Genomic DNA, 20,575 nt, shown 5'->3' with positions numbered 1-20,575 from the left:
ACCCTGAGTGGGGGGGTGGGCCGGCGCAGGGCCGCGGCCTTGTCAGACAATCGGGACTCGCCCGGGCACCGCCCGGGCGCCGTCGTTTCTCCGAGGTCGCCGTGGTCATCAGCAGAATCCAGCAGTTCGCGGCGCTTGCCGCTGTCGTCGTCATCGGCCTGGCCGGGTGCAGCGGAGGCGGCGGGGGCGGATCCAGCGATGGCGGCACCGGCGGCGAGCCGGCCGGGCCGCAGGTCACGTTGCAGGCGCACGTCGACGGCTCCGGCAGCATCACCTCCACGGTCGCCGGGCTGGGCTGCAGCAGCGACTGCAGCGTCTCGCTGACGCAGGGCACGAGCTTCGTGCTGAACGCCGTGCCGGGCACCGGCTATGTGTTCAGCGGCTGGGGCGGCGCCTGCAGCGGCACCGGGGGCTGCACCGTGACGATGGGCGCCGCGGCCATCGTGAGCGCCAGCTTCACGCCGGGCGGCAGCTCCAACGGCAAGAGCTGGTTCGTCAGCGCCACCGGCAGCGACAGCGCCGCCGGCACGCTCGCCGCGCCGTTCAAGACCATCATGAAGGCGGTCGGCGTCGCGACCGCCGGCGACACCATCGAAGTGCGGGCCGGCACCTACACCGAAGCGGTGGTGATCCGCACCGCCGGCACCTCGACGGCCCGCATCACGCTGCACGGCTACACCGCCGACCTGCCGGTGCGCCCGGTGCTGCAGCGCAGCGGCACCGGCCCGACGATCTACTTCTACAACGATGCCTGCGACGAAGACACCATCGGCACCGGCAGCGGCAATGTCGATTGCTTCGCCAGCTGGTGGACGGTGCAAGGACTGGAAGTGCGCGGCAGCACGACCGGCGGCGACGACGGCAACGTGATCAAGATCGACACCGCGAAGGTGCGCATCCAGGGCAACAAGCTGTGCTGCAGCGTCGCCGACGTCGTGAAGCTGGTGCGCACCGCGAATGACGTCGAGGTGCTGGACAACGAGATCTTCCAGAACGCCGGCACGGTGACGCCGGGCAGCAATGCGCAGGGCATCGACATCGTCGGCGCGAACAACACCCGGGTGGCCGGCAACTATGTGCACGACGTGCCCGATTTCGGCATGTACGCGAAGGGCAATGCGCGCAGCACGATCTTCGAGAACAACCTGCTGGTCAACATCGGCCGGGCCGACAACGGCCACGCGATCATGCTGGGCCAGGAGACCGATTCGGACCGGCTGGCCGACGGCCGCTACGAGAGCTACGACGGCATCGTGCGCAACAACGTCGTCGTCAACGCCACCTGGGCCTGCGTCGCCACGTCCTCGTCGTCGAACGTGCGCATCTACAACAACAGCTGCTACAACACCGCGACCGCGAGCCAGGGCTCGATCTTCGTGTCGAACGAATCGGAAGTCGGGCAGGCCGGCACCAACGTGGAGATCGTCAACAACATCGTCTACGGCTCGGGCAACCGGCCGGTGATCAAGGTCACCGCCGATGCGATGACCGACGTCAAGACGCTGCGCATCAGCGGCAACCTCTACTGGACCCCCAACGGCGCGCCGACCTTCGCGATCGGCGACGCGCTGGTGCCGGCCGGGCAGTGGTCGACGCTGTACAACAGCGTGACCGGGCTGACCGACGCGAGTCGCGTGCTCGACCCGCAGTTCGCGACGACGACGGGTGGCACGCCGCTGACACTGAAGCCCACGAGCCCGGCGATCAACACCGGGCTGCCGACCGCGCTGGTGGCGCGCGATTTCCTCGCCACGCTGCGCCCGCAGAATGGCACGATCGACGTCGGCGCGTATGAATACTGATCGGAGCACGGTGATGCATCGCTTCTTCCACATCACGCTGGCGGTCCTCGCGGCGGTGGCGGCCTGCAGCGGCGGCGGTGGCGGCGATTCGGCCGAAGCCGCGCCCGGCACGCCGCCGGTCGGCGACGGCACGAGCTTCAGCTTCATGGCCTATGGCGACAGCCGGTCCGGCGGGGGCTGCGACGGCAACGCGACGCACATCAAGCTGGTGGGCAAGATGGCGGCCGAGGCCAACACCGCGTTCGTCTTCAACACCGGCGACATGATCACCGGCTACGACAAGTCGACCAACTGGGTGCAGCGCGGCGATTGCGCGAGCGATGCGGCCAAGGGCAGCTTCAAGGAAATCATTGCGCCGCTGCAGAACAAGGCGCCGGCGGCGGGGCTGCCGGTGTATTACTTCCCGGTGGTCGGCAACCATGACGACAACTTCGGCGACGGCTGGTACCCCGACAAGTTCGGCAACGGTTTCTGCGACGTGTTCAGCCAGGCGACGGTGCAGAAGCTGGTGCCGAACCACACGCAGGCCAAGGCCTACTTCCAGGACTGGACGCGCACCGACATCCAGCACCTGACCGACGGTGAGTTCTATGCATCGGCCTGCGCGAAGACCAAGGGCGTGTATGCCGAGTTCATGTACTACTCGTTCGACTACAAGAACACGCACTTCACGGTGATGCACCTGAATTCGGACTACTACAACCTGATGGAGTGTTCGAACAACTGCAACGCGGCGAACGAAGGCAACTACGACGCCTACTACTACAAGCACCAGCTCGACTGGCTGCGTTATGACCTGGCGAAGGCGGCGGCCAACCCGGCCATCAGGAACACCATCGTGCTGACGCATGCGCCGCTGGTGACCTACTCCGACGGCCATGCGGCGAACGCGTCATGGAACACGCTGCTGCAGGAGTTCAGCAAGTACAAGGTCAAGATGGTGATCTCGGGCCACAACCACGTCTACGAGCGTTCGGTGCCGGTGTATGCCGACAGCGCGAACCAGGCGGGTGTGCGCGACGACGCGAAGGGCACGGTCTACGTGATCACCGGCGGCGGTGGCTCGGAACTGGCCGGGTTCCGGGCCATCGGTTCGTTGAATGCCAAGGCCACTGCGGCCTACCACTACCTGCGGCTCGACGTGAAGGACTCGACCATCACGGTCAAGGCCATCGGCGCGGACGGGGCGACGCTCGATACGTTCACGCGCTGACTTTCTTTTGTGTTTTGTGCCGCGAGGAGGCGGGGCGCCCCTCTGCGGTCATGTCCCCCGCGAAACGCCTGCCTGGCGGCAGGCCTTCCGCTCCTCCTTTACTTCCCTCCGAGGGGCACCCCACCTCCTCGCGGCGGCACCGCTCCCTCACTTTCCGCGAAAAGACGACGACGCTCCCTTGTTTTTGAGGAAGTGCGCGGTTGGGCGTGGGGAGCTGAGGGGCTCCTCGGAGGGAAGTAAAGGAGGAGCGCCTTGAGGGCCGGGAGGCCATCAAGGCGCGGGGGACATGACCGCAGAGGAGCCCCTCAGCTCCCCACGCCCCGAAGGCAGAGGACGGATTACTTCCGCAAACGCACCAGCTCAGCCTGGGTCTCCTGCCAGAGTTCCATCCCGATGCCAGCACCAATGCCCGCATTGACGCGCGTGAGCTTGTCGCGCATGCGCCCAGCCTCGGCAGCAGACAGCTCGTTGATCTGCATGCCCTTGGACTTCAGGTCGGCCAGCGCCTTGCCCGCTTCGTCACGCGTGTCCTTGCGCTCGAAGTCACGGCTCGCCTTCGCCGCATCGGCCAGCACCTTCTGCTCGTCCTTCGACAACCCGTCCCACCACTTCTTGCTGACCAGCACGATCCACGGGCTGTAGACGTGGTTGGTGATGCTGAGGTACTTCTGCACCTCGAAGAACTTGCTCGACAGGATGGTGTTGTACGGATTTTCCTGGCCGTCGACGGTGTTCGTCTCCAGCGCGCTGAAGAGCTCCGAGAACGGCAGCGGCACGGCATTGGCGCCCAGCGTCTTGAAGCTGTCGAGGTAGACGTTGTTCTGCATCACGCGCAGCTTGACGCCGTTCAGGTCTTCCAGCTTCGTGATCGGCCGCTTGCTGTTGGTCAGGTTGCGGAAACCGTTCTCCCAGTAGGCCAGGCCGACCAGGCCCTTCTCCTGCAGCTTGGCCATCACCTTCTGGCCGATCGGGCCGTCCAGCACCGCGTCGGCTTCCTTCGCGTTGTTGAACAGGAACGGCGTGTCCCACAGCGCCATCTCCTTCGTGATGCCGACCAGCGTCGCGGTCGAGCCGACCATCATCTCCTGCGCACCACCGATCAGCGCCTGCTGCATCTGCACATCCGGGCCGAGCGCGGCCGCACCGATCGCACGCACCTTCATCTTGCCGCCCGACGCCTTCTCGACCTGCTCGGCGAAGAACTTCGCGGCGCGGCCCTGGTTGCTCTGCTCGTTCAGGCCGTAGCCGAAACGGATCAGGCGCGGCTTGATGTCCTGCGCGAAACCGGCGAGAGGCGCGGCCAGGCTGGCGAGCGCGGCGGCGGCCACGAGCGTACGGCGAATGAGTTTCATGGTTGTCTCCTCTGGGGGATGGAAGAAAGAAAGAAAGGAAGGAAGAAGCAGGGATGGAATCTGCGGCGTCGGTCAGCGCATCCAGTGCACCGGCGCAGTGACGATCTGCGGGAACACGACGAACAGCGCGAGGAGCAGCACGTAGACCAGCAGGAACGGGTTCACGCCCTTGATCACGCTGCCCATCGACAGCCGGCCGACGCCGGCCACCACGTTCAGCACCGTGCCAACCGGCGGCGTGATCAGCCCGATCGCGCCGTTCAGGATGAACATCAGCCCGAAATAGACCGGGTCGATGCCGGCCTTCACCGCGATCGGCAGCATCACCGGGCCGAAGATCAGGATCGTCGGCGTCAGGTCGAGCGCAGTGCCGATCAGCACCAGCACGATCATCATCACCGCCATCAGCAGCCGCGGGCTCTCGACCAGCGGGCCCAGCCAGTTCGTCAGCACGCTTGGCAGGTCGGCCAGCGTGATCATGTAGCTCGCGACCTGCGCGCCGGCACACAGGAACATCACGATGGCGGTGGTCTTGGCCGCCCGCTCCAGCACGCCGACGACCTCGGCGATGCGCATCTCGCGGTGCACGAACAAGGCCACCACCAGCGCATAGAAGGCCGCGACCACCGCCGCCTCGGTCGGCGTGAACACGCCGCTCTTCATGCCGCCGATGATGATGATCGGCATCAGCATCGCCCAGAACGCACGGGCCGTTGCCTTCAGCCGCTCGCGCATCGGCAGCGGCGTGCCGCGCGGCAGCTCGATGCGGCGCAGCACCCAGCGCCACGCGACGATCAGCCCCGCGCCCATCAGCAGCCCCGGCACGATGCCGGAGATGAACAGCGCCGAGATCGAGGTGTTGGTCGTCACGCCGTAGATCACGAACGGCATCGACGGCGGGATGATCGGCGCGATGATCCCGCCCGATGCGATCAGCCCGGCCGAGGTCGCCATCGGGTAGCCCTGCTGGCGCATCATCGGCAGCAGGATGGTGGCGAGTGCCGCGGTGTCGGCCAGCGCCGAGCCGCTCATGCTGGCCATCAGCACCGCCGCGCCGATCGCCACGTAGCCGAGCCCGCCGCGGATGTGGCCGACCCAGGCCTGCGCCATGTCGATGATGCGGCGGCTGATGCCGCCGGAGTTCATCAGCTCGCCGGCCAGGATGAAGAACGGCACGGCCAGCAGCGGGAAGCTGTCGATGCCGGCCACCAGGTTCTGCGCCAGCAGCTGGCTGTCCCAGAAGCCGAGCACCCAGGCCATGCCGGCGCCGGTGAGCACCAGCGCGAGCGCCATGTTCATGCCGATGCCCATCAGCAGCAGCATGCCGGCCGAGAAGACGACGAATGCGAGACCTTCGGGCGACATCACTCGACCTCCGCGCCGTGGCCTAGCACGATCGGCCGGTTCCGGATCAATTCGATGAACGCCATCACGCCGATCGCGCCGGCGCACAGCAAGGCCGGCAGCGGCAGCAGCGCCGCCGGGTAGCCGAGCACCACCGAACTGCTGCCCATGCCGACCACCACCTGCTGCCAGGCGCCCCAGGCCAGCAGCACGCTGGCCAGCACGACCAGCACGCGGATCAGCACGGTGAGCGCGCGCAGCGCGAGCGGCTTGCGCTGCAGTGCCCCCAGCAGGCTGGTGAAGGCCATGTGCTCGCCGAGCGGGTAGGCCGCCGTCGCGCCGATGAACACCATCCAGACGAACAGCAGCCGCGACAGCTCTTCACTCGCCGCGACGCCGCTGCCGAAGCCATAGCGCAGCACGACGTTGATGAACACCGCCACCGCCATCACGCCCAGGCAGGCGGCCATCGCCCAGTTGGCAAGGCGCAGCAGCGGGTGCCGCGGCGCCTGCCGTTCAGAGGAAGAAGTCGTCGTCATGGGGTCTCCGTGGCATGCAGCCAGGCCGAGATGCGGGTCTGGAGTTCGGCCAGCGGCGCGGTGGCGTCGACGCGCAGCACCCGCGGCTCGCCGACCGGCGATTCGAGCGTCTCGAACTGGCTGTCGACCAGCGTGGCCGAGAAGAAGTGCGACGACGCCCGCGCGGTGACGCGCGCCAGCGCCTGCTCGCGCGTCAGGTCGAGGAACACGAAGCGCAGCGCCGGCGAGGCGGCGCGCAGCTGCTCGCGGTAGGCCCGGCGCAAGGCCGAACAGGTGAGCACGATGCCCTGCGGGTGCGCGGCCAGCTCGCCGGCCAGCGTCGCCAGCCAGCCGACGCGGTCGGCATCGGCCAGCGGGATGCCGCGGCTCATCTTGTCGCGGTTGGCCGCGCTGTGGTGATCGTCACCCTCGATCAACTGCAAGCGCTCGGCCTGCGCGACCACCGCGCCCACCGTCGACTTGCCGCACCCGGCCACACCCATCATCACCACCGAACCGATCATCTGCAGTCGCACGAGAAGCTGTCAAAACAAGGCCTGGGCCGCCTGGCCGGGTCACGGCTGAGACAGCGCTGTCCTCCATCGTTTTGATGGAGGCATCAGGGGAATCACTGCATCAATCCAGTTGCAGGACAGCGCTATCCTAGTGAACAATGGTGTGCCCACCGATGCGGACTTTCCCTGATCGGACTCCCTGATCCAACGCGCCATGACCACCGACGCGAGCCCTGTCACCAGCACGAGCAGCGCCCCCTCCCGCCCACGCGCCACCGGCCGCGTGACGCTGGCCGACGTGGCGCGGCTGGCCGAGGTGAGCCCGATCACGGTGTCGCGCGCGCTGCGCGGCGAGCGCGCGGTGCACCCCGACCTGGTCGCGCGGGTCAAGAGCGCGGCGCAGCGCCTGGGCTACGTGCCCGACCCGGCGGCGCGCGCCCTCGCGTCGCGCCACAGCGCGCACGTCGCGGTGCTGATCCCGATGCTGTCGAACGCGTTGTTCGTCGACCTGCTCGAAGAAGTGCAGCGCACGCTGCGCGCTGCCGGCTACCAGAGCCTGATCGGCGTCACCCACTACGACATCGGCGAAGAAGAGCAACTGCTGCGCGAACAGCTGCAGCACCGCCCGGCCGGCCTGATGGTGACCGGGCTCGACCGCAGCGAGGCCACGCGGGCGCTGATCGCGCAGAGCGGCGTGCCCTGCGTGCACCTGATGGAGCTGTCGGAGGTGCCCGGCGTCTACAGCGTCGGCTTCTCGCAGGCCGACGCGGCCGCCACGCTGACGCGCCACCTGCTGTCTCGCGGGCGCCGCCGCATCGCGTTCGCCGCGGCCCAGCTCGACCCGCGCACGATGCAGCGGCGCGAAGGCTGGCGGCGCGAGCTGAAGCTGGCCGGCGCCTACGACGCAACGCTCGAATGGCTGAACCCGGCGCCGTCGTCGCTCGCGCTCGGCGGGCAGATGCTGGAGCAGATCCTCGAGCTGAAGCGGCCGGTCGACGCGATCTTCTTCTGCAACGACGACCTGGCGCAGGGCGCGCTGCTGGCCGCACTGCGGCTGGGCGTCGCGGTGCCGGAGCGCATCGCGATCGCCGGCTTCAACGACCTGACCGGCAGCGACCAGATGCTGCCGGCACTGACCACCGTGCGCACGCCGCGCGGCGAGGTCGGCGCGGCGGCCGCCCGCATGCTGCTCGCGCTGATGCGCGGCGAAAGCGTCGCGCAGCCCGCGGTGGATGCGGGGTATCAGCTGATGGTGCGTGCCAGCACCTGAGAAGCCTGAAGGGGCCCGGGCGAGGTGACGTACTGAGTTACGCTTGCGCGTTCCGGATTCCCGGCCCGCAACCGACCCCCACGCCGTCGTGCCCGACCTGTTCCGCCGCCAGGCCATCGACCACCAGCGCCAGAAGTTCCACGGTGCCATCGTGCTGACGCGCAGCCCGCAGCAGGCCGCGTGGACGGTCTTCTTCGTGCTGCTGGTGCTCGCGCTGATCGGCTTCGCCGCGACGCAGGGCTTCGCACGCCAGGAGACCGTCAGCGGCGTGCTGCTGCCGAGCGGCGGCGTGCTGCGGCTGGTGGCGCCGCAGGCCGGCGTGGTGCTGCCGGGCGGCGTCGCGCAGGGGCAGCCGGTGGCGGCGAACGCGCCGGTGCTGCGCCTGTCGGCCGAACAGTCCAGCGCGCAGGGGCCGACGCAATCGGCGGTCGCCGATTCGCTGACGAGCCGCCAGCGCGCGCTGCTCGACGAACTGAAGCAGCAGGCCGAGCAGGCGCGCCAGCAGGCCGCCGCGCTCGACGCCCGCATCGCCAACCTCGACGCCACGCTGCAGCAGCACGAGCGCGAACTCGCGCTGCAGCGCGAGCGCATCGCGGTGATGCAGGACATCGCCTCGCGCTACCCCGAACTGGTGCGCTCGGGCGCGGTCTCGCCGGTCGAGGTGGCCGAGAAGAACGCCGAGGTGCTCGACCAGCGCGCGCGGCTGGCCACGCTGGAGCGCCAGCGCCTCGCGCTGCAACAGGACCTGGCGAGCGCCCGTGCGCAGCGCCAGGCGGTGCCGCTGCAGGCCGAGCGCGAAGGCTCGCAGCTGCGCCGCGAGGCGCAGGCCCTGACGCAGCAGCAGGCCGAGAACGAGGCGCGCCGCGAGACGGCGGTGCTCGCGCCGCAGGCCGGGCGTGTCGCCACGGTGCTGGCCAGCCCCGGCCAGTCGGTCGCGGCCGGGCAGCTGCTCGCGACGCTGCTGCCCGGCGGCAGCGGCGGCGCGCTCGAAGCCGAGCTCGACGTGCCGACGCGCGCCGCCGGCTTCGTGAAGCCGGGCACCGCGGTGAAGCTGCGCGTCGACGCGTTTCCGTATGCGCGCTTCGGGCAGTTGCCGGCGCATGTGCGCGAGGTGTCGCAGAGCGCGGTCGCACCGGCCGACGGCCCGAGCGCCGACGGTGGCAACAACGGCGTCAACAGCGGCGGCATCTACCGCGTGCGCGTCGTGATCGACCCGACCGACGCCGCAGCCCTCGCCTGGCGCGACGCGCTGAAGGCCGGCATGCGGGTGCAGGCCAGCCTGGTCGCCGAGAAGCGCACGCTGATCGAATGGGTGCTGGAGCCGCTGGCCGGCCTGCAGGTGGCGGCCCGATGAGCCTCGAACAAGACCCGGTGCCGCCCGGCGTGACGCGCCGGCTCGGCCTCGCCCGCCACCTGCCGGTGATCGTGCAGACCGAGGCCACCGAATGCGGACTCGCCAGCATCGCGATGATCGCCGTCTACCACGGCATCGACACCGACCTGCCGACGCTGCGGCTGCGCTTCGCGCTGTCGCGCAAGGGCACCAACTTCGAGAGCATGGTGCGCATCGCCGGCGCGCTCGGGCTCGACAACCGGCCGCTGAAGCTCGAGATGGAGCACCTGTCGCAGCTCGCGCTGCCCTGCGTGCTGCACTGGGACATGAACCACTTCGTGGTGCTGAAGTCGGTGTCGGCGCGGCGCATCGTGATCCACGACCCGGCGATCGGCGTGCGCTCGTTCACGCCGGAAGAATTCGCGCCGCATTTCACCGGCATCGCGATGGAGCTGACGCCGGCCGCCGGCTTCGAGCCGCGGCGCGAGAAGCTCGACTTCACGCTGCGCGGGCTGATGGGCCGCATCACCGGGCTGGGCGCGAGCCTCGGGCAGATCCTCGCGCTGGCGGTGGCGCTCGAGGTGGTGGTGATCGCGCTGCCGTTCTACCTGCAGTGGGTGGTCGACCACGGGCTGCTGGCCGCCGACCTCGACCTGCTGGCGATCCTCGCGATCGGCTTCGGCCTGCTGGTGCTGCTGCAGAGCGGCCTCGGCGCGGTGCGCGGCTGGTGGGTCGCGACGCTGAGCGCGCGGCTGAACTTCCAGTGGCTGGGCAACGTGTTCGGCCACCTGGTGAAGCTGCCGCTGGAGTTCTTCGAGAAGCGGCACGTCGGCCACATCATCTCGTGCTTCGGCTCGGTGACGGTGATCCAGAAGACGCTGACGACCGGCGTGGTCACCGCGCTGGTCGACGCGCTGATGGTGCTCGGCACCGCCGCGATGATGGCCGCCTACAGCCTGAAGCTGATGGCGGTGTCGCTGGCCGCGACGCTGCTGTACGCCGGGCTGCGCTGGTCGGTGTTCCGCGCGCTGCGCGCCGCGAGCGCCGAGGAGATCATCCACGCCGCGCGCCAGCAGACGCACTTCCTCGAGACCGCCAGCGGCATCCAGAGCGTGCGGCTGTTCGGCCGCGGCAACCTGCGCCGCGCCGGCTGGATGAACATGCTGGCCGACCAGTTCAACGCCGGGCTGCGCGTGCAGCGGGTGCACGTCAGCAACGAGACGGCGCAGACGCTGCTGTTCGGGCTGGAGCGGGTGCTGGTGGTGTGGCTCGCGGCGCGCTCGGTGCTGGCCGGCAGCTTCACCGTCGGCATGCTGTTCGCGTACATGGCCTACAAGGAGCTGTTCTCGACCCGCGTCGCGTCGATGATCGACAAGCTGTCCGAACTCGCGATGCTGCGGCTGCACGGCGAGCGCGTGGCCGACATCGTGCTGGCCGAGGCCGAGGCGGCCGAAGGGCTGGGCGGCGCGAACGCGGTCGAGGTCGACCTGTCGCGCCGGCCGGCCCGCATCGAGCTGCGCGGCGTGTCGTACCGCTACGCGAGCACCGAGCCCTGGGTGCTCGAGAACATCGACCTGACGGTGGAGGCCGGCGAGTGCCTCGCGCTGACCGGCGCATCGGGCTGCGGCAAGACGACGCTGGTGAAGGTGATGCTCGGGCTGCTGCCGCCGACGCAGGGCGAGGTGCTGTTCGACGGCACGCCGATCCTGCACCTGGGCCTGGCGAACTACCGCGCGCTGATCGGCACCGTGATGCAGGAGGACCGGCTGTTCTCCGGCTCGCTGGCCGACAACATCAGTTTCTTCGATGCCGAGCCCGACATGGCGCGCATCGAGGCCTGCGCGCGCCTCGCGGCGATCGAGGCCGAGATCCAGGCGATGCCGATGGGCTACCACACGCTGGTCGGCGACGTCGGCATCGGCATCTCGGGCGGGCAGAAGCAGCGCGTGCTGCTGGCGCGCGCGCTGTACCGCGAGCCGCGCATCCTGGTGCTCGACGAAGCGACCAGCCACCTCGATGTGCGCAACGAGCAGACGGTGAACCATGCGGTGGCGGCGATGCAGCTGACGCGCGTGGTGGTGGCGCACCGGCCGGACACCATCGCGATGGCCGACCGGGTGGTGGTGATCGAGCACGGGCGTGTAGGACGCAGCGAAGCCCCCGTACCAGCGCAAGTGGCCTGAGCGCCGGTTACCATCGAAACGCACAGGGTGCTGTGCCCTTCGACGCATGTGCCGGCTTCGCCGCGCTGCGCTCGCTCCACCTCACAAGGGATTCCATGCGACAAGAAAACAGCGCGCTCGACCACCTGTTGAGCGCCAGCGGCAGCCAGGTCCTGGCCGAATGGCAAGCCGAATACGGCCAGTCCGGCACCCAGGGCGGTGGCGACGTGAAGGCCGAGACCAGCGCGCTGCTGAAAGCCCTGCACGCCGGCTTGCGGGCCGATGGCGACCCCAGCCGCCTCGATGTCGCCGCCTGGGACGGCGTCCGCGACGTGCTCGCCGGGCTGTCGCGCTCGCGTGCGGCCCAGGGTGCCAGCGCCGAGAACACCAGCCAGCTGGTGCTGTCCGTCAAGAAGCCGCTGTTCTCCGGGCTGCAGGCCACACTGGCGGCCAGGCCGCAAGAGCTGGTCGCCGCCGTCTGGGCGATCTCGACGCTGGTCGACAAGATGGCGCAGTTCACGATGTCGACCTACCAGCGCACCCGCGAGGAAGTCATCCTGCGCCAGCAGCAGGAGCTGCTCGAGCTGTCGACGCCGGTCGTCAAGCTCTGGGACGGCGTGCTGGCGGTGCCGATGATCGGCACGCTCGACAGCAGCCGCACGCAGCTGGTGATGGAGTCGCTGCTGCAGCGCATCGTCGAGACCGGCTCCGAGATCGCCATCATCGACATCACCGGCGTGCCGACCGTCGACACGCTGGTCGCGCAGCACCTGCTGAAGACCGTCACCGCGATCCGGCTGATGGGCGCCGACTGCATCATCAGCGGCGTGCGTCCGCAGATCGCGCAGACCATCGTGCACCTGGGCATCAACCTGCAAGGCATCACCACCAAGGCGACGCTGGCCGACGCGCTGGCACTGGCCATCAAGTCGCTCGGCTTCAGCGTCGGCCGCACCAAGGCCTGAGGCCACCCGATGCAACGCATTCCCATCCTGGAAATGGGCCGCTGCCTGCTGGTGACCATCCAGGTCGACCTGCAGGACCAGACCGCCCTCGCGCTGCAGGACGACCTGGCGGCGAAGATCGAGGCCACCGGTGCGCGCGGCGTGCTGATCGACATCTCGGCGCTCGAGATCGTCGATTCGTTCATCGGCCGCATGGTGGCCAGCATCTCCGGCATCGCCCGCGTGCTCGACGCCACCACGGTGGTGGTCGGCATGCAGCCGGCGGTCGCGATCACGCTGGTCGAGCTGGGCCTGTCGCTCGAAGGCGTGCGCACCGCGCTCAACGTGGAGCGCGGCATGAAGCTCCTGCGACGCAGCTTGCAGGAGGACGGCCTTGACGACGTCTCCTAGCGGGCAGATGCCCCTGCGCTCGGAGCAGGACATCGTCCTGAGCCGGCAACACGTCCGCAGGCTGATGCAGGAAATGAAGTTCTCGCTGGTCGACCTCACCAAGATGGTGACCGCCACCAGCGAGCTGTCGCGCAACTGCGTCAGCTACGGCGGCGGCGGCGAGATGCGCTGGGAGATCGTCGAGAACGGCGCCAGGCGCGGCCTGCGCCTGGCGTTCGAAGACCACGGCCCCGGCATCGCCGACCTCGAACTCGCGATGACCGACGGTTGGACCTCCGGCGGCGGCCTCGGCATGGGGCTGACCGGCAGCAAGCGCCTGGTCAACGATTTCGAGATCCGCACCGCACCCGGCGAAGGCACCTGCGTGACGATCACGCGCTGGAAGTAGCCGTGGCGGCGCATCAGGTCATCCCCGTCACCGAACCCAGCCAGGTCGGCGAGGCACGGCGCCACGCAGCCCGGCTCGCGAGCGAACTCGGCTTCGGCGAGGTGGCAGCCGGCGCGGCAGCGATCGTCGTCACCGAACTCGCGACCAACCTGGCCCGCCATGCGCGCGGCGGGCGGCTGCTGTTCGCGACCAACGACGACGGCGCGATCGAGGTGCTGTCGCTCGACGACGGCCCGGGCATGGCCGATGTCGCGGCCTGCCTGCGCGACGGCTTCTCCACCGCCGGCACGCCGGGCAACGGCCTGGGCGCGATCCAGCGGCTGGCCACGCGCTTCTCGGTCTTCAGCCTGCCCGGCAAGGGCACCGTGATCGGCGTGCAGCTCGCGGCCGGCACCGCGCCGCCGCCGGCGCCCGCGGCGTACCGCATCGGCGCGGTCTCGCTCGCGGCGCCCGGCGAAACCGCCTGCGGCGATGCCTGGCGCTTCCGGCAGAACGGCGAACGCGCCGAACTGCTGGTGGTCGACGGGCTGGGGCACGGCCCGGTCGCGGCCGAAGCGGCCGACGCGGCCGTCGCGGTGTTCGACGACATGCCGGGCGCCACGCCCTCGGTGATTCTCGAGCGCGCGCACCGCAACCTGCGCACGACGCGCGGTGCGGCGGTCGCGATCGCGACGCTCGACGACCGCACGCGCCAGATCGTGTTCTCGGGCGCCGGCAACATCGCCGGCCGCATCATCTCGGGCGTCGGCGACCGCACGCTGCTGTCGCAGCACGGCACGGTCGGCTTCCAGGTGCGCCAGCTGCAGGACATCAGCTACGACTGGCCGCCGCACGCGCTGCTGGTGCTGCACTCCGACGGCATCGTGACGCGCTGGTCGCCGACCGAAGCGCCCGGGCTGCTGCAGTGCGACCCGCTGGTGATCGCCGGCTGGCTGGTCCGCGAGTACCTGCGCGGGCGCGACGATGCCACGGTGGCCGTGGTGCAGAGGATCGCGGCATGAGCGGTGACCTCGAACAACGGCTGGCCGCGCAGGCGCTCGAGATCGACGCGCTGCGCACCGAGCTCGAGGAGACCAACCAGGGCGTGCTCGCGCTGTACGCCGAACTCGACACGCAGGCCCAGCAGCTGCGCCAGGCCACCGAGCTGAAGAGCCGCTTCCTGGCCTACATGAGCCATGAGTTCCGCACGCCGCTCGCGTCGATCCGCAGCCTCGCGCGCCTGCTGCTCGACCGCGTCGACGGCCCGTTGACGGTCGAGCAGGAGAAGCAGATCCAGTTCATCCAGAGCACCTCGGCCGAGTTCGCCGAGATGATCAACGACCTGCTCGACCTGGCCAAGGTCGAGGCCGGCCGGGTCGAGATCTCGCCCGAGTGGTTCGAGCTGGTCGACCTGTTCTCGGCGCTGCGCGGCATGTTCAAGCCGGTGCTGACCAACCCCGACGTGCTGCTGGTGTTCGACGAGCCGCAGCAGACGCTGCCGCTGTACACCGACGACAAGAAGCTGTCGCAGATCCTGCGCAACTACATCTCCAACGCGCTGAAGTTCACGCTGAAGGGCGAGGTGCGGGTGTCGGCGGTGCAGAACGGCGACGAGTCGATCACCTTCTCGGTCAGCGACACCGGCATCGGCATCGACCGCGCGCACCACCCGGCGATCTTCCAGGACTTCGTGCAGGTCGACTCGCCGGTCCAGCGCCGGCTGCGCGGCACCGGGCTCGGGCTGTCGCTGAGCCGGCACCTGGCCGAGCTGCTGGGCGGCTCGGTGGCGCTCGACAGCGAGCTCGGCCGCGGCTCCGTCTTCTCGGTGACGGTACCCTTGCAGCTGCAGCGCTCCGGACAGGTCGTGCCGGAACGCCGCAAGCCACGAACCTGAGGACGTGAGGACCTGAACCGATGAGCACCGAGTTCCGCCCCATCGACCGTTCGGCACACACGCTGCTGATCGTCGACGATGACCCGGTCAGCCGCTACGCGACGGTGCGCCTGCTGCACAAGGCAGGCTTCCAGACCCGCGAGGCCGGCACCGGTGCCGAAGGCCTGGCCGCCGCCGATGCCGGCATCTCGGCGATGGTGCTGGACGTGCACCTGCCCGACATCGACGGCTTCGAGCTGTGCCGGCGCCTGCGCTCGCGGCCCGACACCGCGCGGATCCCGGTGCTGCACCTGTCGGCCGCCTACGTCACCGACGACGACAAGGTGCGCGGCCTGGATTCGGGGGCCGACGCCTACCTGACCCACCCGGTCGAGCCGGCGGTGCTGGTGGCCACGGTGCAGGCGCTGGTGCGGGCCCGCCGGGCCGAAGAGGGCATGCGACTGAGCGAGGCCAAGTTCCGCGCCATCTACGCGCAGGTGCCGGCCGGCATCTGCCTGCTCGACGCGCAGGCGCGCATCGTCGACGCCAACCCGGCGATGCTGCGCTTCCTGGGGCGGCCGTTCGACGCCGTTGCCGGCCAGCCGCTGAAGGCGTTTGCACTGCCCGAACAGGTGCCGGTGTTCGACGCCTGGATCGCGCGCCATGCCGCCGCCGCGGCCGGCGATGACACGCGGGCCGCGTTTTCGCTGCTGGCCGCCGACGGCAGCCGCACCGAACTCGAATGGACGCTGACGCCGCACATCGAACGCGACGCGATGCTGGCGGTGGCCACCGACATCACGCACCGCGGCGCGATCGAGCGCCAGCAGCGCGACCTGATGGAGCGCGAGCAGGCGGCGCGCAGCGATGCCGAGCGCATCAGCCGCATGAAGGACGAGCTGATCGCGGTGCTGTCGCACGAGCTGCGCACGCCGCTGAACGCGATGCTCGGCTGGACCCACGTGCTGCAGAAGCGCGGCGGCAACGAAGAGACGGTGCGCGGCCTCGACGCGATCGAGCGCAACGGCCGCATGCAGGCGCGGATGATCTCGGACATCCTCGACATGTCGCGCCTGAACCTGGGCAAGATGCCGCTGCTGTTCGAGCCGATGGACCCGGTGCAGGTGGTGACCACCGCGGTCGACGCGATGCAGCCGTCGCTCGACGAGAACGGGCAGCGCGTGGTGCTCGACGTGCAGCCGCCGCACCGCGCGATCCGCGCCGACAGCGCGCGCATCCAGCAGGTGGTGTGGAACCTGCTCAGCAACGCGATCAAGTTTTCCCCGAAGGGCAGCGAGATCCGCGTCTCGCTGCGCGACCGGCCGGACGGCCTGACGCTGACGGTGGCCGACCAGGGCCAGGGCGTCGAGGCGGAGTTCCTGCCGCTGCTGTTCGAGCGCTTCACGCAGGGCGATGCCGGCAGCAACCGCCGGCGTGGCGGGCTGGGCCTGGGGCTGTCGATCGTCGAGCAGTTGGTCGAGGCGCATGGCGGCGCGATCACCGCGCACAGCGAAGGGGTCGGCCGCGGCACGCAGTTCGTCGTCGAGCTGCCCACCGATGCGATCGAGGCGCGCCAGAGCGAGGCCGCCGACACGTCGGCCGACGAGATGGCGTCGCCGGGACAGGCCGAGACCGGGCTGGTCGGCATCCATGTGCTGATCGTCGACGACGACCCCGACGCCTGCGCGATGCTCGGCATCATCCTCGGCGACCGCGGCGCCACCGTCAGCACGGCGAACGGCTTCGACGAGGCGCTGACGGTGCTGAAGACGCTGCGCCCCGACGTGCTGGTGAGCGACATCGGCATGCCGGGCCAGGACGGCTACGCGCTGATGCGCCGCATCCGCGCCGACGAGGCGGCGACGCAGCAGCCGCGACTGCCGTCGATCGCGCTGACCTCGTTCACCCGCATGCAGGACGAAAACCAGGCGATCGCCGCCGGCTTCGACCTGCACTGCCCGAAGCCGCTGCGGCCGCTGAAGCTGCTGCAGGCGGTGGAGTCGCTGGTCGGGCGGCACGAGGCGCGGCCGCCGCCGATTCCGTGAGTGCGGTTGCAGTCCGTAGCGCCTCAGCGACTGTGATTGCGGTCCATTCTGTCGCTACGCCCACCCGACGTCGCGCGGTTGCCGCATTGCCGAACTGACGATCTCCAGGTCTCTTGCCTCGACGCCGAATTCCTCGAACCAGGTTCGCCACTCACGCACGCAGCGCGCGATCCGGTCGACGATCTCGCGCGCCTGTTCAGTGGTCAGCCCGAACAACGGCGCACGGCTCAGCGCATTGGGAAGGGTGGCCAGCCGCCCCTCGGTGCCGACGCTCAGGTGCAGATAGCGCGTGTGCGACACCTGCGGCTTCGGAAGCACGTCGTACAGCGGGCTGAGCGTCCAGCCCTTCGCCTGAGGCTGCCAGACGAAGGCGTGGTTGCGCAGGTGGTCGTCGTCGTTGCTGACCAGGACGTTGAAGACCATCCGGCCGAACAGCTCCGTCCGGTCGCTCTGCACCCGCCCCGCCGCGCCGATGCCGGCCAGCTTCAGCGAGATGTCGGCATACGAGGCCTGCGCCGATTGCGACTCGTGCAGTTCGAGCGCCGTCAACGCGCTGATGGCATGTCGCCTCGCAAAACCATCCGCACAGCGGTAGCGGTCGAAGCGCTCGATCAGCATCACGTCGCGGCCGTCCGGCAGGCGCATCAGTTCGGTCAGCGGCACGGCCAGTCCGCAGGTGCGCGCCAGTTCCAGCGTGGCGCGCTCCACCGCGGGGATGTTGAAGCGGTCGCCGGCCGACGGGAACTTGGCGAGGTACTGCACACCGTCCTTCACCACCACCGCCTTCGGACGAGCGCCGCCCATGCTCGGTCCGGCATCGAACAGCTGCTCGAGCTCCTGCGGCACCGGTTCGCTGCGCTGCACCTTGTCGGCCGCGTCCAGCAGGTAGCGCACGTCGGCCACCGGCACCAGCCGGCCCCGGGTTTCGTCGTGCTCCAGGCCCGGTCGGATGTCGAGCGCGCCGAACCGGTTCGACCCGGCCTCCATCAGGTAGCGCGTCTCGGCCAGGGCGTTCGGTGGAGCTTTCAGGATGTTCTCGATGACCCGCCGGCCCCACAGGTCCGGCATGGCGTCGCGCACGGCACCGAAGAACGCCAGCCCGTTGGCCGGTTCGTACCTGCGTTGCGAACCCGGAACCGCGGCGGCCAGCGACAGCGTCGCGGCATCGATCGGAATGGCCTTCGGCCGCTCGAGGTACTTGGCACCGAAGCCGAAGCTCGACGACACGACCGTCAGCCCCTCTTCGACGATCGACAGTTGCCCGGCCGGAACGGCCTTCAGCTCGCCCGGCAGCCAGGCGAAGACGACGCCCTTGAATTCAGAAGGCATAGGGATCCTCCGCGGCGTCCTTGCCCCTCGATCCGGTGGCGCGTTGGCGCTGTTCGAGCTGGCGCCGGGCACGGCCGGTGGCATCCGCGTCGGGTTCCGCGGCCCGTTGAAGAATCGGCAGCAGGTTGGAGACTTCCATCGCGGACAGCCACGAAGAAAAGCTGACCGCGGGGTCCCCCCTCTCGATCCGCTGCAAGGTGGCGACGCTCATGCGGGCACGCTCCGCAAAGTCGGCTTGCGTGAGGTTGCGTGCCAGGCGGGCCAGGCGGATCGCAGCCCCCAGCTGGCCGGAGGCCGCGACGGACGCAGGGCTTGCAAAGGCGGCTTCGGGACGGCGCATGACTTCTTGCAGTCAAAGGCGTACATCATATCTGATGCACTACGCATAAAGTAATCAGTCATATTTGCAGTCTTACCAAGATAAGGCGGCAATTAAGACGCAAATCGCTGCGAAACTGAATCAGTCCATTCGTCCCATTTTCATCCCCCGTCGAACGCAGTGCCAATCGCTGCCGCAACCTCCACGGCCAGACTCTCCTGCAACAGCGCCGGAAACTCCTTCTTCAGCTTGTTCGACACCAGCCCGCCGTTGTCCCGCACCGATCGGATGATCCGGTCGATGTCCGCGTCGGGCCCCTCGATCACCTGCTTGACCCGTTCGCGCGCCCTGCGAAGGCTGCGCAGATGGCGCGCTTCCTTGCGCATCTCCTGCTCGAGGGTCGATTGCACGATCTCGGCCAGGTACTCCACGTGGTCGGTCAGGTCGGGATAGCGCCACGCGGGCAAGGCATCGTCATAGGCATCGAAGCGAAAGTTGCTGCGCACGCCATCGTCTGCGACCTCGTCCGCACCGAAGCGCCAGGCTTCGGCGTACTTGCGCATCAAGGGCCGCGAGAACAACTCGAGCACCTCGTCATAGCCACGCCGGCGGACAACGCTGCTGATGATCGTGGACGACACCGGAAGAATGAACGGCGCCGCCACCGCCCCATCGCGCCGCAGCGTGTCGTTGATCAAGAAGCGCGAGATCCGCCCGTTGCCGTCGGACATCGGGTGGATGTAGACGAAGCCGAACGACAGCACCGCCGCCCGCACCAACGCCGACCCGCCGGCCGTGCGTTCTGCAAAACTTCGCAACCCGGACAGCAGCGCAGGCGCATCTTTCCAATGCGGCGCGATGTAGTGAACCACCTCGACGAAGCCATCGACCTCGCCGACGAACACCGGTGAGCGGCGCACGCCGTAACGCGTCGCGCGCGGACCGAGAATCTGCGATTGCAGTTCGCCCAACGCGTGGATCGACAAGGGACCGTCGCCCTGGCCACAACGCTGCTCCATCGCCGACGCAAAGCGCCGCACACGATCGACATGCTGCTCTTCGTGCTCGATCGCGAAGCTCGCCCTGCTTTCCTTGACCGTCAGCCAGACCGCACTGCGCAGCAGCAGGTCAGCGCCGAACTCGACTTCAAGCGCGGCGAGTTGCTTCGCACAGTCGTAGTCCTCGGCGTCGCGCACAGGGGCCGTGCGCAGCACCATCGGACAGTAATCTCGCGTGCCCGGCAGGTTGTCGCGCACCCGCCAGCGTGGGTCATTCACGACCTGGCGCGCGGTCACGCAGGATTCCTCGTCGAGCGCAGCCACGTAGTTGCCGGAAGCGACGCCCGCGAAAGCAAGCCGGCGCCCGGTGAGGTACTCGTAGAAGAAGCAGGCCCGGCGCGCATATTGGCCGGTCGGTTCGGCGGCGATCCAGGCCTCCAGCGCCGACACCTCCACCACGGCGAACAGGCGTGCCAGGAACTCGAGGTGGACGCCCTCTCGCTTCAACGCGAAGGCCAGATGCCCGGCCACGGTGTCCGAAGGCCGGGCCGATGCCGGGTAGTGCTCGCGCACGTAGCCGTTCTCGCGCACGGTGCTGCGAGAGCCGGCCATGGCGCTGACGGTACGAAAGGCCTGTACCGGCGCCACGCCATGGCGCTCTGCCAGCCACTGGTACCCGATCCAGTCGATCACTTCGGAACCCCGGTTGGTGATGGAAATCGATTAACCGACCGAGATATTGATTAAAAATCGACAGATCGTCAACAAAACGATTACAAG

General features: G+C 69.0%; 18 protein-coding genes. 11 read left to right on the top strand and 7 right to left on the bottom strand.

Features of this window, described 5'->3' with window-relative positions; translation table 11 throughout:
• The first annotated feature begins 101 nt into the window (after positions 1-101).
• Together ASC98_RS23715 and ASC98_RS23710 are read left to right on the top strand one after the other, a co-directional pair.
• The gene (locus ASC98_RS23715) at positions 102-1,802 is read left to right on the top strand and encodes a choice-of-anchor Q domain-containing protein (RefSeq protein ID WP_056815186.1); all 1,701 of its coding nucleotides are present in this window, start codon (positions 102-104) and stop codon (positions 1,800-1,802) included.
• Between the two features lie 13 nt (positions 1,803-1,815).
• Positions 1,816-3,015 (top strand): metallophosphoesterase, encoded by a 1,200-nt coding sequence (locus ASC98_RS23710; protein WP_056820516.1) that lies wholly within the window; start codon positions 1,816-1,818, stop codon positions 3,013-3,015.
• 338 nt (positions 3,016-3,353) lie between these two features.
• Here ASC98_RS23710 and ASC98_RS23705 read toward each other — a convergent pair whose 3' ends face one another.
• The 4 genes from ASC98_RS23705 to ASC98_RS23690 form a co-directional block, all read right to left on the bottom strand.
• Entirely contained in the window at positions 3,354-4,367 is a 1,014-nt protein-coding gene (locus tag ASC98_RS23705) for a TRAP transporter substrate-binding protein (RefSeq protein WP_056815180.1), read from the bottom strand.
• 72 nt (positions 4,368-4,439) lie between these two features.
• On the bottom strand, positions 4,440-5,732 hold the full coding sequence (locus ASC98_RS23700; RefSeq protein ID WP_056815177.1) for a TRAP transporter large permease: 1,293 nt from the start codon (positions 5,730-5,732) through the stop codon (positions 4,440-4,442).
• Positions 5,732-6,250, bottom strand: coding sequence for a TRAP transporter small permease (locus ASC98_RS23695; RefSeq protein ID WP_056815173.1), 519 nt, complete (start codon positions 6,248-6,250; stop codon positions 5,732-5,734). The genes ASC98_RS23700 and ASC98_RS23695 overlap by 1 nt, the downstream gene beginning before the upstream one ends.
• Positions 6,247-6,732: a gluconokinase gene (locus ASC98_RS23690; RefSeq protein ID WP_082542089.1), complete on the bottom strand. Its 486-nt coding sequence runs from the start codon at positions 6,730-6,732 to the stop codon at positions 6,247-6,249. Before ASC98_RS23690 ends, ASC98_RS23695 begins: the two co-directional genes overlap by 4 nt.
• Positions 6,733-6,958: 226 nt before the next feature.
• Between ASC98_RS23690 and ASC98_RS23685 the strand changes: the two genes are divergently transcribed.
• The 9 genes from ASC98_RS23685 (at position 6,959) to ASC98_RS23645 (ending at position 17,149) form a co-directional block, all read left to right on the top strand.
• Positions 6,959-8,014, top strand: coding sequence for a LacI family DNA-binding transcriptional regulator (locus ASC98_RS23685; protein ID WP_056815168.1), 1,056 nt, complete (start codon positions 6,959-6,961; stop codon positions 8,012-8,014).
• A gap of 88 nt (positions 8,015-8,102) precedes the next feature.
• Positions 8,103-9,368 carry an HlyD family secretion protein gene (locus tag ASC98_RS23680; RefSeq protein ID WP_056815166.1) on the top strand — a complete coding sequence of 422 codons (1,266 nt, stop codon included), beginning with the start codon at positions 8,103-8,105 and terminating at the stop codon, positions 9,366-9,368.
• Positions 9,365-11,530, top strand: coding sequence for a peptidase domain-containing ABC transporter (locus ASC98_RS23675; RefSeq protein ID WP_056815163.1), 2,166 nt, complete (start codon positions 9,365-9,367; stop codon positions 11,528-11,530). Before ASC98_RS23680 ends, ASC98_RS23675 begins: the two co-directional genes overlap by 4 nt.
• 95 nt (positions 11,531-11,625) lie before the next feature.
• Complete coding sequence (locus ASC98_RS23670) at positions 11,626-12,474, top strand: STAS domain-containing protein (protein ID WP_056815161.1); 849 nt, start codon at positions 11,626-11,628, stop codon at positions 12,472-12,474.
• A gap of 9 nt (positions 12,475-12,483) precedes the next feature.
• On the top strand, positions 12,484-12,864 hold the full coding sequence (locus ASC98_RS23665; RefSeq protein WP_056815156.1) for an STAS domain-containing protein: 381 nt from the start codon (positions 12,484-12,486) through the stop codon (positions 12,862-12,864).
• 7 nt (positions 12,865-12,871) lie between these two features.
• Complete coding sequence (locus tag ASC98_RS23660; protein WP_056815154.1) at positions 12,872-13,252, top strand: ATP-binding protein; 381 nt, start codon at positions 12,872-12,874, stop codon at positions 13,250-13,252.
• A 2-nt stretch (positions 13,253-13,254) separates the two neighbouring features.
• Positions 13,255-14,253, top strand: coding sequence for an ATP-binding SpoIIE family protein phosphatase (locus ASC98_RS23655; protein WP_235581366.1), 999 nt, complete (start codon positions 13,255-13,257; stop codon positions 14,251-14,253).
• The gene (locus tag ASC98_RS23650; RefSeq protein ID WP_056815151.1) at positions 14,250-15,125 is read left to right on the top strand and encodes a sensor histidine kinase KdpD; all 876 of its coding nucleotides are present in this window, start codon (positions 14,250-14,252) and stop codon (positions 15,123-15,125) included. Before ASC98_RS23655 ends, ASC98_RS23650 begins: the two co-directional genes overlap by 4 nt.
• Positions 15,126-15,145: 20 nt before the next feature.
• Positions 15,146-17,149: a response regulator gene (locus ASC98_RS23645; RefSeq protein WP_056815148.1), complete on the top strand. Its 2,004-nt coding sequence runs from the start codon at positions 15,146-15,148 to the stop codon at positions 17,147-17,149.
• 54 nt (positions 17,150-17,203) lie between these two features.
• On the opposite strand, the gene ASC98_RS23640 is transcribed toward ASC98_RS23645, so the two are convergent.
• From ASC98_RS23640 to ASC98_RS23630, 3 genes are all read right to left on the bottom strand, one after another.
• Complete coding sequence (locus ASC98_RS23640; protein WP_056815145.1) at positions 17,204-18,478, bottom strand: type II toxin-antitoxin system HipA family toxin; 1,275 nt, start codon at positions 18,476-18,478, stop codon at positions 17,204-17,206.
• Complete coding sequence (locus ASC98_RS23635) at positions 18,468-18,818, bottom strand: helix-turn-helix domain-containing protein (RefSeq protein ID WP_056815142.1); 351 nt, start codon at positions 18,816-18,818, stop codon at positions 18,468-18,470. Before ASC98_RS23635 ends, ASC98_RS23640 begins: the two co-directional genes overlap by 11 nt.
• A gap of 140 nt (positions 18,819-18,958) precedes the next feature.
• A complete protein-coding gene (locus ASC98_RS23630; RefSeq protein WP_056815140.1) occupies positions 18,959-20,488 on the bottom strand; it encodes a Fic family protein in 1,530 nt (509 codons plus the stop codon).
• Positions 20,489-20,575: the final 87 nt, after the last annotated feature.

This window comes from Rhizobacter sp. Root1238, assembly GCF_001425825.1.
Taxonomy (GTDB): domain Bacteria; phylum Pseudomonadota; class Gammaproteobacteria; order Burkholderiales; family Burkholderiaceae_C; genus Rhizobacter.
This window is presented reverse-complemented; position numbering and strand designations above follow the sequence as displayed.